The sequence below is a fragment of the Desulfuromonas svalbardensis genome (genome assembly GCF_055389415.1).
Genome location: NZ_AP042416.1, coordinates 882,778 through 897,525, shown reverse-complemented (window position 1 = coordinate 897,525; position 14,748 = coordinate 882,778). Strand labels below are relative to the sequence as shown.

Genomic DNA, 14,748 nt, shown 5'->3' with positions numbered 1-14,748 from the left:
TAGCTGAACTGACGGATTGCCTAATTGGCGTATTCCTCACGGACTTCAGTAGCGTGACCACAGCACATTTTACCTTCTGGACACGCACCACGCAGACAACCGGGTCCAGAATCGGCAAACAATAACGGTGCAGCATCGCGGCACAGCAACAACATCTCTTTAGCCATGTCACGAATTTCCCATTGCGCACGACGACAACAGCGCAGACTGAAAAAATGGTGCAACTCGCGCGCATTCATGGTCATAACTAACTTGGTTTCGGCGGCATTGGGTAAGACAAAGCGTGCATCTTCAGCGGGGACCCCTGCGTCAAGCATCTCTCGATACAATTGGTACACCTGACCAAACAGTTCATGGTAACGCTGCTGTAGTTCGGGATGTTGGTGCAAAGTGGGCGGTTCAACGGCTGGAAATGGCGCATCACTGGCCACATAGCGTTGGCTCTGCTGTGAATACGATGCCAGTCGATGGCGCACTAATTGGTGCGAACACGCCCGACTAACGCCCTCAATTCCAAAGCTAAAACTGACATGCTCAAGAACTGAAAAATGGCCAAGGGAAAGAATTTTTTCAATGAGCCGTGCATGTTGCTCAGCAGATGCCGACAAAAGATCATCAATACCTGAATCGGAATAGCATAGACGAGCTGCCGCAGCGACAATTTTCTCTGGCTCAGGGGTATGGGTCAGCAACTGAACGAGCATGGATGCAGCCTCTGAATCGGTGAGTTTACAAGGGGTAATCATGGTGCCCCGTGCAATGAGTTGAGGTATCGAAACGAACTACCAGTCAACGTGAAACAGCCGCAAGGGACAAATATCCCTGCGGCTGATCCAAAGTGTCGAAGAAAACAATGGTGCAAAGTTTACTTCTGTGAGTACCGCTTGCGGAAACGCTCGATACGACCAGCGGTATCCATCAACTTCTGTGTACCTGTGTAGAAGGGGTGGCACTCTGAGCAAATTTCAGTGGATAGCTCACCTTTTTTAGAAACAGTTGAACGGGTTTGGAATGTGCTACCACAGTGACATTTAACGGTAACTTCTTCGTACTTAGGGTGGATACCTTGCTTCATGGTGTTTCTCCTTGGTAGCGCCTGGCTTTGTACAGGCAGAATATTCTTAAACGATCAATAGCGTTACATACACTGTTTACTGACACCATGCAAGAATTTTATCGCTACAGTGTTGAACCTAAACGCTCATTATTTATTCATTGAATCTAAAAATTCTTGATTATCTTTGGTTTCCACTAGCTTTTCGCGAACAAACTCCATGCTGTCAACCACATTCATGGTGGTCAACACTTTACGTAATAGCCACATCCGTTGCAAGGTAGTGCTATCTTGAAGAAGTTCTTCACGACGGGTACCCGATTTATTGACATCAATGGCCGGGAAGCTCCGCTTATCGACCAAGCGACGATCGAGAACCAGCTCCATATTACCGGTACCTTTAAACTCTTCGAAAATCACTTCATCCATCTTGCTGCCAGTATCAATTAAAGCGGTCGCGATAATAGTTAAGCTACCACCCTCTTCAACATTTCGTGCGGCACCGAAAAAGCGCTTCGGTTTATGTAGGGCATTTGAATCAACACCACCCGATAAAATTTTTCCGCTCGAAGGGACAACCGTATTGTAAGCACGAGCTAAACGGGTAATTGAATCAAGAAGAATGACTACGTCGCGCTTATGTTCCACCAAGCGACGTGCCTTCTGAATCACCATCTCAGCAACTTGGACGTGACGAGTCGCCGGCTCATCAAATGTCGATGAAACCACTTCGCCCCTTACCGACCGCTGCATCTCTGTAACTTCCTCAGGTCGCTCATCGATCAATAAAACAATCAAATAGCAGTCAGGATGATTAGTGGTAATAGAGTTGGCAAGATTTTGCAACAGAACCGTCTTACCTGTACGTGGTGGCGCAACAATTAGGCCACGCTGCCCCTTACCGATCGGTGACACCAGATCGACCACGCGCATAGGGATGTTATCGCTGGTGGTTTCAAGAGTTAATCGTTGATCAGGGTGCAAAGGGGTGAGATTGTCGAACAAGATTTTCTTACGTGCGACAGCAGGGTCTTCGAAGTTGATCTCCGAAACTTTCAGCAGAGCAAAGTAACGCTCGCCCTCTTTCGGAGGTCGAATTTGACCCGAGACCGTATCACCCGTGCGCAAACTAAAACGGCGAATTTGCGATGGCGAAACATAAATATCATCGGGGCCAGGAAGATAATTGGCATCGATAGCACGTAAAAAGCCAAAACCATCAGGCAGGATCTCTAACACTCCTTCGCCAAAGATAGCTCCCTTTTTAGCCGCTGTTGAACTCAGAATCGCAAAAATCACATCCTGCTTACGCATTCCCGCTACCCCTTCAATACGAAGGTCGTTGGCCATGGTAGTCAGGTCGGTGATCTTTTTAGCCTTGAGATCTTTTAAATGAATGGCTGAACCTTCAGGCTCAACAACATCTTGCGCAGGACGAGGCCTAGCAGCAGGCGTCCTTGTCTCAGCAGGCTTCCTTGTTTCAACAGGCTTCCTTGTCTCAGCAGGCTTCCTTGTTTCAACAGGCTTCCTTGTCTCAACAGGCTTCCTTGTCTCAGCAGGCTTCCTTGTTTCAACAGGCTTCCTTGTTTCAACAGGCTTCCTTGTCTCAGCAGACTTCCTTGTCACAACAGGCTTCTTTGCCTCAGCTGATTTCTTTGTTTCAGTCGGCTTCTTTGTCTCAGCTGGCTTCCTAATTTCGATCGTTTGCTTTGGTTCGGTCGTTTGACTGTCAGTTTTTTTCATTAGTGTGCTGATGCGCGACAACGATCACTGAAGTACCGTTGAGAACAACAGGCCCCTCGGATTTAGAGTGAAAGGAATGTGCAGGATTAATTATTTTGGGGGAAATACAGAAAAGCATAGTTAAACGCTGCATTGGCAACCGTGTAACTATCTTTTTATCTACAACCTTTCTCCGCAGTTGTCAATCAGTTAAATGATTCATCAACCAACAAAAATAGTTAGCCAGCACCCATTTTCCATGGAATCACCCCAGCAACCATCGACTAAACCGAACATTGATATTTTTTCCAGCAGATATGGTCAGCAATAAAAATATCAGCTATCAGTATTATGGCGAACAATGGTGCCATCGATCATATAGACCACATCTTCAGCAATATGAGCCGCTAAGTCGGCAACACGCTCTAAATGACGCGACACAGCTAACCATAACAACATCCCTTCTAGGCAATGGGGTGTGGTGCGAATTTGCTCTTTAACATGGATATAGGTCTGACGGTGCATATCGTCGATCTCATCATCCTCTGCAATCACCTCGCCCGCAGCATCGGCATCGAGGGTGACTAACGAATCAAGCGCTTTTTTAAACATCGCCAATACCCGCGATACCATCAGGGTGTAATCGAAAGGTGGCTCACTATTATTGACATCATCCAGAGCCAGAGTACGTTTTGATATATTGACCGCCACATCGGCGATACGCTCTAAATCGCTGTTGATTTTAATTACCGAAACAATAAAGCGTAGATCTGTGGCCACCGGCTGATGCAGAGCTAAGATCTTTAAGCACTCCTCCTCCAGCTCGACCTCACGTCGATTGATCAACTGATCGACGCGAATCACTTCACTCGCCAAAGTGGTATCTCCACGCTCTAGCGCTTGAACCGATTTAAGCACACTGCCCTCAACAAGACTACTCTGTGCCAGCACCAGCCTCTTTAAACCGTTCATCTCTTCTTGTAAATGGATTGCCATCATTTCGTACCCTTTCTAAATATTCTTGTAACAACACGTTTCACAACATGACAGTAAAATTTCCGCTAACCAAAACGACCAGTAATGTAATCTTCCGTCTGTTTATGGGCGGGCTTAACAAACAACTTGTCTGTTTTGTCATATTCGACCAACACCCCTTCAAAAAGAAAGGCGGTATAATCGGAAACGCGCGCGGCTTGCTGCATATTATGGGTGACAATTATAATGGTAAAATCATCGCGAAGCTCCTTAATCAACTCCTCAACTCGCGCTGTCGATTTCGGATCAAGAGCTGAGCAGGGTTCATCCATCAAGATCACTTCAGGGTTCACAGCAATGGCGCGGGCGATGCACAACCGTTGCATCTGCCCACCTGACATCCCCAGGGCTGATTCGTGCAGACGATCTTTCACTTCAGCCCATAACCCTGCGCCAATCAAGCTTTTCTCAACCACTTCATCAAGGCTATTTTTGTCGTTAATGCCGGCAATACGTAGCCCATAGATCACATTTTCGTAGATCGACTTCGGAAACGGGTTCGATTTTTGGAACACCATGCCAACACGGCGACGCAGCTCAATGACATCGAGATCACCGGAATTGATTTCGGTCCCATCAATAGAAATACTACCCACCATACGCGAGACATCAACTAAGTCGTTCATGCGATTAATGCAGCGTAAAAAGGTCGATTTACCGCAACCAGAAGGGCCAATGAGCGCGGTGACTTGGCGGCGCGGAAAAATCATGTTGAGGTTGAACAAGGCTTGCGAAGAGCCGTAATAAAAATCTAAATTTTCAACTTCGATCACCGGATCAGTCAACGGATTTGCCGGTATCACAGTATTTTTTTCCATGCTTATTTCTGTCCTTTTCATAATGTCTCCTATTCGCAACCGTTAAAAGGTTCCGAAGGTATATTTCTTTTTCATCTGATTGCGTAATCGAATTGCGACACCACTCATCACAATGACAATCAGCACCAGTAATAATGTTGTCACAAACACCATCGGCCGCGCGGCTTCAACGTTAGGCGATTGAAAACCGATGTCGTAGATATGAAAACCAAGGTGCATAAATTTGCGTTCAAGGTGGAAGAACGGGAACGTCCCATCAAGCGGTAGTGCAGGAGCAAGCTTCACCACACCGGTGATCATCAAGGGAGCAACTTCTCCTGCCGCCCGCGCCATCGACAGAATTAGCCCCGTCATAATTCCCGGTGACGCCATAGGGATTAATATCCGAACCAATGTCTGAAAACGGGTGGAACCTAACGCCAACGATCCTTCACGAATGCCACCCGGGATCGCCCCCAGCGCCTCTTCGGTAGTAACAATCACCACTGGAACGGTTAGCAAAGCCAAAGTCAAACTGGCCCACAGCAAACCACCGGTACCAAAGGTTGGCGTTGGCAGGCGGTCAGCAAAAAACAATTCGTCAATCCCGCTACCAATGCCATACACGAAAAAACCTAAGCCAAAAATGCCGTAAACAATCGAGGGGATACCCGCTAAGTTATTCACCGCAATCCGTACCAAGCGCACCATGATGCCATCCCCCGCATACTCACTAAGGTAAATGGCAGCGATCACACCAAGAGGGAAGGAGAAGATGCTCATGACAAAGATAAGGACAACCGTACCGAAAATAGCCGGAAACAGTCCGCCTTCCGTATTCGATTCACGCGGTTCGCCGATAAACAGTTCCAATAATTTATCGGCGTAGATGACAACCGAGTCAAAAACAGATAATTGATTGGGTCGGTAACTCCGCACAATATTAGCTAATTCAACATGAACCGCACGACCATTGACATCTTCAAACTCGGCGTAATATCCATCAAGAACGCCACTCTGTTGGCGCTGTTTGGCCAACTGTGCACCAAACTCAACTTGAAGCAACTCGATCTGTTGTTTTAAATTTAATCGTTCAGCGGAGTTCTCAGCCACCTCATCATAAGCGAAGCGATGGTCTGTGATCTGCCGTGCTTCAATGCGGCTGCTGATATCACTCACTTCATCGACCAAATCATCGAGAATTTCCTGCTGATCTGCGACCTGATCGCGCCCCTGCTCCAATTGTTGCCACAGAGATTCAGATTCACCCTGCACTGGATTTGGCACCACCACGGCAACCAAATTGCCATAAAAGTTGCCGTACTCCATCCGCTCGATGCACACAACATTCTCTGGTTGTGTTTGTTGGCTAAAATCGGCAACGCTGATCCAGCGAAAATCGATCCCGTACAGATCACGGTTACCCACCTTGAGTTGAATCCGGTCGCCGCTGCCATCGGGCAACGGCTCCTGTTGCAGCACTTCACCCAACACCTGTTGACCATTATGCATGGAAAATTGACTGAGTTGTGCTGGCCAAAAAGTCCCTAAGCCATTGACCAACACCACTATTATGAGAGCTAAGCCCATCAATAATGTTGCGCTAAGAGCTGCTGCGGTTAACCACACCTGCGGCTCACCGCGAGTCACAAACTGTTTCATAGATTCCTCGACTGTAAAGATATCTGCGCGACACTTACGTGCAACGCTACGGTTTTCAAATTTGCCGCTATCATCTGAACAAACCTAAAAGCGACCATACTTGCGCCTTAACCGTTCGCGAACCACTTCGGCGACCGTATTCAAAACAAAGGTCAGCACAAACAGCAGAACCGCCGATAAGAACAGCAATCGATACAGAGTGTCACCATGAGGTGCTTCAGGGATTTCAACGGCAATATTGGCGGAGAGAGGCCGCATGCCGTTAAAGATACTCATCTCCAGGATTGGCGTATTGCCCGTGGCCATCAACACAATCATCGTTTCACCAACAGCACGACCGAGACCGATCATCACCGCAGCAAAAATTCCCGGACTGGCTGAAGGGAGAACCACCCGCCAGACGGTTTGCCACCGACTGGCTCCCAACGCTAACGAGGCTGCCTTGAGACTGCCCGGCACGTTGGATAGCGCATCTTCGGTAATGGTAAAAATAATGGGGATTACGGCAAAGCCTAGGGCAAAGGCGATAACGATACTGTTGCGCGAATCGTAGCGTAAGCCGGTTGCGCCAAAGAGCCATAATTTAAAGTTACCGCCAAAAAACAGCTGTTCGAACCACGGGCCACACTCAACACCAATAGCAATGGCAAACACCAGCAACGGTGCCATGACTAAAAATTCATGGCCACTCTCAATCCGTTTAGCCCAAGAATGACCCCGTATTGGCTGCCAGAGAATCAACAGCATGATAAACACCAACGGCACAATAAGGATGCTAAGTAAAAAACCAGGAAAGTGTTTCTCTAACAGGGGCGCAAACCACAATGCGGCCAAGAAACCGATAATAACCGAAGGGACAGCCGCCATAATTTCGACTGCTGGCTTTATGACATTACGTAAGCGACGGCTACCAAATTGGCTGGTGTAGATCGCCCCAAACAGCGCCAACGGGATGGCGAAAATCATGGCATAAAATGTCCCCTTGAGCGTGCCGTAGACCAACGGCATCAAACTCAACTTGGCTTCAAAGTCATCACTTGCCGATGAGGATTGCCACACCCATTCTGGCTGCTGATAACTTTCGTACCACACCTTGCCAAATAGCGAGCTGAAACTGATTTCAGGATGGGGGTTGGAGATCGCCCACAGCGTTAATTTCACCGTTGACGATGAGTTCTGCACACCAATCACCGCATCGCCACGAACAGAAAGAGCTGCTAGCTTCACCGCTTCAGTTTCAACAATCGACAGCAGGTGGCGTTCACTAGTCGAATAGTCAAGATGGATTGCGCCATTGTCGTCTAAACTGAGTAAGGTGCGATTTCTCGGTGACGGGATCAACAGGTCGACAGCCGAATCATGTTGTGACAAGGCGTGGATCAACTGGAGACGCTTGGTGCCGTCGCTCTCTTCTGTCGGTGCGGGAAACCACACCGTGACCTCACCATGACTGTCACCGACCGCCAACGACAACTCGCCAATCAACATCCGCAAGGCACTGATCTCACGGCCATCACGAAAGGCCTGCACTTTATCGAGCAACATTGCTGAACCTGGTGTCGAGAGATCCCAACGCAACAAAGCACCACCGTGCGTTCCGGCATAGAGCGTTTGGCCGCTACCATCAAGAGTCAGAGCGGTTAAATCATCGGGATGCACATTGCTCAGGCGATAGGAAACCTGTGTGGTTTCTACATTACCAAACAGATCTTCCTCTTCAAGCCACTGAACAATGTCCAATTGATTGTTGTGGTTCTGACGAACCATCGTCAGTCCCTGCTCACTTTGACGAACCACACACCGAACTACCAGCTCAGAGCTGGCATCAAAGTGGGCTACGTTTTTCAATGATATTTCAGCGAACCGTTGCCCCGTTTGATCGTAATCTTGGCGAAACACCACCCGCTCAAGCGAGATTTGTCCATCGCTCCAGCGTAACGAAAACGTTTTTTCATCAACACTCTCAACCGCAACAATTCGATTACCATGGTGGGCCAATTCAGCGCTTAACATTTTGACCTGCGCGCCCGTTGCCACATCGACAAAAACAAAAAGACCTTCAGCAGTGATCACATAGGCTGTTTCCAAGTATTCATCGATACCAACAGCCATCAGCTGTTGATGAGCCAAATGAACCGGCAACGCTAAGCGTTTCACCACATTGGCCTCAGGTGAGGAGAACAATGGCAACGCCTCGCGACCAATCAACAGCAGAATCAGAATGACGCTGGCGATCACCAACATTCCACCTGCGCGTATAGCTAATGCTGCAAGAGAATCGTTGCGTTTAATTTTTCGTAGTATTTTCTTATCCATGACTCACCGTTACGGGAGAGAGGGGGGGGAAACCAGCCAAACAAACTGGCACCACAGGATACAACAACACAACCTGCAAAAAGCCCACTCCTCCCGCAGCCGAAAACTGCGGGAGGAGATGAAATTATTGAATAACAGCCAACTGCTGCGCAGCAATCGGTGCAGGCAGAGGTAGATAACCATCTTTAACAACGATCTCTTGGCCCTCTTTTGACAGAACAAAAGCGATAAACTCAGAGATTAGAGCGGGAAGGGGCTCGTTTGGCTTCTTAGCAACGTTGAGATACAGCATCCGACCGAGTGGGTATTTGCCATTTAGCACGTTGGCATAGGTTGGCTCGTACGCAACACCCCCCTGCTTTTTAGCCAAAGCAAGAGCTTTAACACCTGAAGTGCGGTAGCCAATACCGGAGTAACCGATGCCGCCAAGGTCTTCTGTTGCCGCAAGAACAACCGATGCTGAACCGGGTTGCTCCTTTACGGTATCTTTATAATCACCCTTGAACAGAGCGTGCTTTTTGAAGTAACCATAGGTCCCAGATGCGGAGTTACGACCATACATGCTGACAGGGAGTTGAGCGAAATCACCCGTAAGACCTAGCTGACCCCAAGTAACGATACTTTCAGCAACGCCACCCTTGCGGTTTTTAGAGAAGATGGCATCGAGCTCAGGAAGAGAGAGGGAATTGACCGGGTTATCCTTATTAACGAAAACGCCTAATGAATCAAGGGCAACACCGATAGTTGTTGGCTTAAATCCGTAACGCCTTTCAAATTTTTCGATTTCACTTTTCTTCATTTTGCGTGACATCGGACCAATTTGAGCTGTGCGCTCGATCAGCGCAGGAGGAGCAGTACTTGACCCTTTGCCTTCGACCTGTATGTTGACATTTGGATATTTAGCCCGAAACGCTTCTGCCCAAAATGTCATGAGGTTGTTCAGGGTATCGGATCCAACACTGCTCAGGTTGCCACCAACACCTTGGACGAGGACATAATCCGACAGGTTCACATCAACCCTTGGCGCACCAGCATGACTAATCCCTGCTGACAAAAATGTTGCAACCAAGACAACAAGACCAGCAGTGGCCCTCTTAACAAAATATCCTACTGCGTTTCTTCCCATTTTAACTCTCCTTAGATTTCATCATCATGTACTCTGAGCTGAGCAATGTATTCCGCCCACCAAGAACCGCGTCTTGTTCCTGTGCAAAGTGCCGTTCAATCGTTAGGATTGTGTTAGCGCTATGTGAGAAGAGCGCTAAATCGAGCACTGAGGGCACCTCATCGCACTTGCCAAAACAGGAGATTCAGCAGTATTTCGCTGATAATGGTGGAGAAAAATAGACAAAGCACCAGCCGCAGGTTTACAGTTCGGTAGTGATACGGTAAAACAAACCACCTTTTTTATATTAACCACTGGAGTATGACGTATGATTCTCGCATCTGATTTAAAACGAGGGGTAGTGTTCCAACTCGACAACGCCCCCTGTGCTGTAATCGACATTAATCAGCAATCGCCAACAGCTCGTGGCGGCAACACCATAATCAAGACGAAATACCGCAACCTACTCACCTCTCAGGTACTAACCAAGAGTTTCAAATCGGGTGATAAGCTCGATGAGGCCGACTTCGCCCGCCGTAAAGGTCAATTTCTTTACGCCACTGGTGATGAAGGGGTGTTTATGGATATGGAGAGCTATGAGCAGTTTGAACTTAGCGGCGATCTCTATGAGGATGTCCGTGGCTATCTGACCGATGGTTTAGATCTCGTTCTCGGTGTATTCAATGAGATGGTGATCACCATTGAATTACCACTGACCGTTGAATTAATGGTGACTGAAACCGCCCCAGCCATTAAAAATGCCACAGCCACGGCACAAACCAAAGAGGCCACCCTTGAGACAGGGATGATTATTCAGGTACCGGGCTATTTAGAAAGTGATGAGCGAATCAAAGTTGATACGCGCGAGGGTCGCTTTATCTCCCGCGCTTAGTCGATATCAAGCACACTTCCCGCTTAAATGCGCGGGGAGTATGCCTGTATTGATAACGACAACAAGAGGAGTAACGGATGAAAAGGCTCAAGCTACACCGTAAAGTTCAGCTGGCTCTAGTGTTCCTCTCTCTCATCCCTCTTGTTATCCTAGCGGTCAACTCGATCCTCACTTTGCGTAAAAGTGAAACCTTCCTACTTCACAAATCAACCGAAACCATCGATCGACAAGTCAAAAACAATCTTGAACTACGTGCGACCATGGTATCACGCAATGTGAGTGATTTTCTCAATTCGGTCGTCGGTGATCTACATGATTTAGCCAGTCTCCCTGCAACAGTCGATCACTACCGCAGTTTTCACCAGCGCCATCAACGCACGACCCTCTCCTGTCAGAAACCGAAACAAACCCCAGCCCTCACCCGTGAAGCGGCAGCCCTTTATTCTGAGTTAACCTTTATTGACCAGGGCGGACAGGAGCAAGTTCGCATTGTTTCAGGTATCGCCAGTTCAGAACTGCGTAATATCTCGATCCGCGCCAATACCACGTATAAACAGGAAGATTATTTTACTCGTACACAGTCATTACCGAAGGGGGAGATTTACGTTTCCCACCTTACCGGCTGGCATACCAGCACCCATTCACCGGAACAGAACTACCTTGGGGTCATCCGCTTTGCTACCAATGTATTTGATCGTAACGGGGCGAAATTGGGGATGGTGGTACTGTCTCTCGACCATTGTCATCTGATGGAGTTTACCCAGCACATCAACCCGACGACCATTGACGGTGAAAGCTTCCCGTCGTATGACAGCGGCAACTACGCCTTTATGTTTGATGACCAGGGGTGGATGATCACTCACCCGAAACAGTGGGACATTCGCGGTGTTGATGAGCAGGGAAACTGGGTTGCCCCCTATTCAGAGATCTCTACGGCTGAACAGGTCCAGCAAAAACGCATTCCATTTAACCTCAACTCTGCTGGTTTTATTCACCCCAACTATCCCGTAGTAGCCAAAGCGGTTCGCAATCTTGATCATGGGGTGGTTGATGTCACTAATATCGGTGGTTCTCATAAAATCATGGCTTATGCCCCCATCGAATTTAATTACGGTGCCTACCGCCACAGCGGTATTTTTGGTGGCATTACCATCGGTGCTGAACTGAATGACTTTCACCAACCGGCCCTCGATGCTTCTCAGGCAATACGCTTTCAGTTTAGTCAGTATATTGCCACGAACTGGCTGATCATTCTCCTTACCGCAATACTGGTGCTTTTTTCCGCTTGGGTGCTGTCGATCAATATGACCCAACCTATTCTTGACCTCATTGAGGGAACCAAACGGATGGCCGATGGCGAACAGGATGTGCGGGTCATGGTCTCATCCAGCGATGAGATTGGCGATCTCGCTATTGCCTTTAACACCATGGTGGCCCAACTCGGCAAACGTAGCGACAAACTAATTCACACCTTAGATGATTTGCGCCGCTCGCAACACGATATCCTCCAAGCACGTAATTTCAATAACGCCATTATTGAGAGCATGGAAACAGGCTTAATGACCCTCAACGAAAATGCCGAGGTGTTAAGCATCAACAGTGCCGCCCGCCGTATTTTAGCTATTCAACCCGCACAACGAGGTAGTGAACTCAAACAGGTTCTCGATCTTTGGCCGGAAATATATGACGCTATTATTTCAGCCATTACACATGAACTTCAAGACTCAGTACAGCCGTGGAACCGCTATCTTGAGGTGGACCGTCAAGGGGTGCACCGCACCATCCGTTTGGCGATTTTCCCTCTCAATCAACAGTCGCAACGTGGCCATATTGTCACCATCGAAGATTTAACCAAGCGCGTCAACCAACGTAAACACTTGGCCCGTATGGAACGCCTCGCTGCGTTAGGTAAATTTTCGGCTGGAATCGCTCATGAGGTACGCAACCCGCTAACAGGGATCAGCCTGTTACTTGATGAGTTACATGACCGCTTGCTGTCGTCGCCGAAGGATCAAAACCTTATTCGCAAAGCTCTTGACGAAATTGAACGCCTCGACAACTTGGTCAACGAACTGCTGCACTACACCACCTCATCGGTCAACCGCACCGAGCGCAGTTCTTTACTGCCAATTGTGCAACAATCCCTTGCCACCATTGCCAGACAATGTGATCAAGCTGGAATCAAAGTCAGTCAGCATAACGTCGGCAAGCAGGTGGAACTACTACTTGATCCGTATAAGATCCATCAGGCCTTGTTAAATCTTTATACCAATGCGCTACATGCTATGCCTGATGGTGGAGAACTGACCGTCACCCTTGAGCAGAGCAACGAAGGCGTACTTTTGACCATCCGCGACACAGGTGCTGGTATTTCAGCCGAGCGCTTGCCGATGATCTTCGAGCCTTTCCACACCAGCCGTGGCGAAGGTACTGGACTCGGGCTGTCCATCACCTATAATATTATCATCGAGCACGATGGCACCATTGAGGTCTCAAGTATTGAGCATCAAGGGACAACCTTTACACTATTTTTACCTACTCAACCTGCTCCGGCACGGTTTCCTGTGTAGGAAGGGGCAACTGTGGAACGAATCTTAATTGTTGACGATGAAGCCTTTATTCGCGAGAACTTAGAACGTATTCTCACCGATGACGGCTACCGCACTTACTCGGCAACGGGTGGTGACGAAGCCGCTACGTTGTTGCAAGAGGAGGAGATTGACCTCGTCTTACTTGACCTCAATCTCGGCCCAGAGAGCGGTATTGATGTCTTGGAGCGACTCAAAAAGATTGATCCCAAAGTGTTGGTGATTATTATCACTGGTTATGCAACGGTTGAGAGTGCTGTCAACGCCTTAAAGCTCGGGGCCTACGATTACATAAAAAAACCGTTTAAGGCCGATGCTATCCACCTCATCGTCCGTTTAGCCCTTGAAACTCAGAGCTTGCGTCGCGATCTACGGCGACTCAAACGTCGCGGCGGATCCGCCCCCCTTTCGCGCAGCGAGATGATTGGGGCCAGTGCCGAGATCAATGAGGTGTTTCATCGCTGCCGCGAAGTCGCGCAACACGATTCAGCGACGGTACTCATCACTGGTGAAAGTGGCACGGGTAAGGAGCTCGTTGCGCGAGCGATCCACACCCTTTCTGCGCGCAGCCAACAACCGTTTATCGAAATAAATTGTGCCTCACTCCCCTACAATCTGCTTGAATCGGAGTTGTTTGGCCACGAACAGGGCGCGTTCACCGATGCAAAATCAAAGAAAATAGGCTTATTGGAAGAGGGCAACGGCGGTACAGTTTTTCTCGATGAAATTGGTGAGATGGAGATCAACCTTCAGGTTAAAATACTGCGGGTACTCGAAGAGCGTAAAATTCGTCGTTTAGGTGGAGTTCGTAACATCGATATCGATATCCGCATTATCTCCTCGACCAATCGTGATCTGAAGCAGGCGATTCAAGAGAAGCTTTTTCGCGAAGACCTTTATTATCGCCTCAACGTTTTCCCGATCACCGTGCCGCCATTACGTGAACGTAAAGATGATATTCCACGTCTCATGCAACACTTCTTACTCCATTTCAATGGCGAATTTAATAAAAAAATTCAAGATGTCTCCAAAGAGACCCTTGAACTGCTGTGCCATTACCATTGGCCAGGAAATGTGCGCGAGTTGCGCAATGTGGTAGAACGAATCTGTATTATGCACCGTGGTGATACGATTTTACCCGAACACCTGCCCCAAGAGATTTGGGGCCAAAATCATGAGATCGCTTCGTCACTTAACCTCGACCTTCCCCCCAGTGGCATCGATTTCGACAACGTAATTCTCGACATTGAGCGCCAATTGATACTCAAGGCGATGGAACGCACGGCGGGAAATGTTGCCAAAGCGGCGCGACTGCTAAATATGGCGCGCGGGACATTACGCTATAAGCTAGAAAAGTATGCCATCGAGAGCGATCCTTCACTTTAGCTGGCTGTCGGACTTAACATGAACAATCTGCTAGATAGCTGCACTAAACTTAAGTGGCCGACATTGGCCACTTAAGGCGATAGTCCTCCACAATTGTATACGCATTCCCCTCGACCACAGACTCCGATCCGTCTACCATAAAATCTTCAAACAAAACAACTTCCCCATAATTACCTGTTATTAAACAACTT

The 14,748-nt window shown here is 48.3% G+C and carries 11 protein-coding genes; 3 read left to right on the top strand and 8 right to left on the bottom strand.

From position 1 onward, the window contains the following. Positions 1–20: 20 nt before the first annotated feature. The 8 genes from thyX to ACZ5KY_RS03885 form a co-directional block, all read right to left on the bottom strand. On the bottom strand, positions 21–704 hold the full coding sequence (gene thyX, locus ACZ5KY_RS03920) for an FAD-dependent thymidylate synthase (RefSeq protein ID WP_464244624.1): 684 nt from the start codon (positions 702–704) through the stop codon (positions 21–23). Positions 705–865: 161 nt separating this feature from the next. Then, positions 866–1,075 (bottom strand): 50S ribosomal protein L31, encoded by a 210-nt coding sequence (rpmE, locus tag ACZ5KY_RS03915; protein ID WP_464242599.1) that lies wholly within the window; start codon positions 1,073–1,075, stop codon positions 866–868. A gap of 129 nt (positions 1,076–1,204) precedes the next feature. After that, complete coding sequence (rho, locus tag ACZ5KY_RS03910; RefSeq protein WP_464244623.1) at positions 1,205–2,452, bottom strand: transcription termination factor Rho; 1,248 nt, start codon at positions 2,450–2,452, stop codon at positions 1,205–1,207. 660 nt (positions 2,453–3,112) lie between these two features. Then, complete coding sequence (gene phoU, locus ACZ5KY_RS03905) at positions 3,113–3,775, bottom strand: phosphate signaling complex protein PhoU (RefSeq protein WP_464242598.1); 663 nt, start codon at positions 3,773–3,775, stop codon at positions 3,113–3,115. 62 nt (positions 3,776–3,837) lie between these two features. Then, complete coding sequence (pstB, locus tag ACZ5KY_RS03900) at positions 3,838–4,650, bottom strand: phosphate ABC transporter ATP-binding protein PstB (protein ID WP_464242597.1); 813 nt, start codon at positions 4,648–4,650, stop codon at positions 3,838–3,840. A gap of 21 nt (positions 4,651–4,671) precedes the next feature. Next, positions 4,672–6,270: a phosphate ABC transporter permease PstA gene (gene pstA, locus ACZ5KY_RS03895; protein WP_464242596.1), complete on the bottom strand. Its 1,599-nt coding sequence runs from the start codon at positions 6,268–6,270 to the stop codon at positions 4,672–4,674. An 84-nt stretch (positions 6,271–6,354) separates the two neighbouring features. After that, the gene (locus tag ACZ5KY_RS03890; protein WP_464242595.1) at positions 6,355–8,586 is read right to left on the bottom strand and encodes an ABC transporter permease subunit; all 2,232 of its coding nucleotides are present in this window, start codon (positions 8,584–8,586) and stop codon (positions 6,355–6,357) included. Positions 8,587–8,710: 124 nt separating this feature from the next. After that, complete coding sequence (locus ACZ5KY_RS03885) at positions 8,711–9,712, bottom strand: PstS family phosphate ABC transporter substrate-binding protein (protein WP_464242594.1); 1,002 nt, start codon at positions 9,710–9,712, stop codon at positions 8,711–8,713. A 307-nt stretch (positions 9,713–10,019) separates the two neighbouring features. Between ACZ5KY_RS03885 and ACZ5KY_RS03880 the strand changes: the two genes are divergently transcribed. The 3 genes from ACZ5KY_RS03880 (at position 10,020) to ACZ5KY_RS03870 (ending at position 14,557) form a co-directional block, all read left to right on the top strand. After that, on the top strand, positions 10,020–10,583 hold the full coding sequence (locus ACZ5KY_RS03880) for an elongation factor P (RefSeq protein WP_464242593.1): 564 nt from the start codon (positions 10,020–10,022) through the stop codon (positions 10,581–10,583). Between the two features lie 77 nt (positions 10,584–10,660). After that, positions 10,661–13,153, top strand: a complete 2,493-nt coding sequence (locus ACZ5KY_RS03875) for an ATP-binding protein (protein ID WP_464242592.1) — start codon at positions 10,661–10,663, stop codon at positions 13,151–13,153. Between the two features lie 12 nt (positions 13,154–13,165). After that, positions 13,166–14,557: a sigma-54-dependent transcriptional regulator gene (locus tag ACZ5KY_RS03870; RefSeq protein ID WP_464242591.1), complete on the top strand. Its 1,392-nt coding sequence runs from the start codon at positions 13,166–13,168 to the stop codon at positions 14,555–14,557. Positions 14,558–14,748 lie beyond the last annotated feature (191 nt).

Bases quoted from the DNA above. Each gene is read 5' to 3' on its own strand.
- ACZ5KY_RS03890 (WP_464242595.1), bottom strand. From the start codon at position 8,586: ATGGATAAGAAAATACTACGAAAAATTAAACGCAACGATTCTCTTGCA.
- ACZ5KY_RS03880 (WP_464242593.1), top strand. From the start codon at position 10,020: ATGATTCTCGCATCTGATTTAAAACGAGGGGTAGTGTTCCAACTCGAC.
- rpmE (WP_464242599.1), bottom strand. From the start codon at position 1,075: ATGAAGCAAGGTATCCACCCTAAGTACGAAGAAGTTACCGTTAAATGT.
- thyX (WP_464244624.1), bottom strand. From the start codon at position 704: ATGCTCGTTCAGTTGCTGACCCATACCCCTGAGCCAGAGAAAATTGTC.
- ACZ5KY_RS03875 (WP_464242592.1), top strand. From the start codon at position 10,661: ATGAAAAGGCTCAAGCTACACCGTAAAGTTCAGCTGGCTCTAGTGTTC.
- ACZ5KY_RS03885 (WP_464242594.1), bottom strand. From the start codon at position 9,712: ATGGGAAGAAACGCAGTAGGATATTTTGTTAAGAGGGCCACTGCTGGT.
- pstA (WP_464242596.1), bottom strand. From the start codon at position 6,270: ATGAAACAGTTTGTGACTCGCGGTGAGCCGCAGGTGTGGTTAACCGCA.
- phoU (WP_464242598.1), bottom strand. From the start codon at position 3,775: ATGATGGCAATCCATTTACAAGAAGAGATGAACGGTTTAAAGAGGCTG.
- pstB (WP_464242597.1), bottom strand. From the start codon at position 4,650: ATGAAAAGGACAGAAATAAGCATGGAAAAAAATACTGTGATACCGGCA.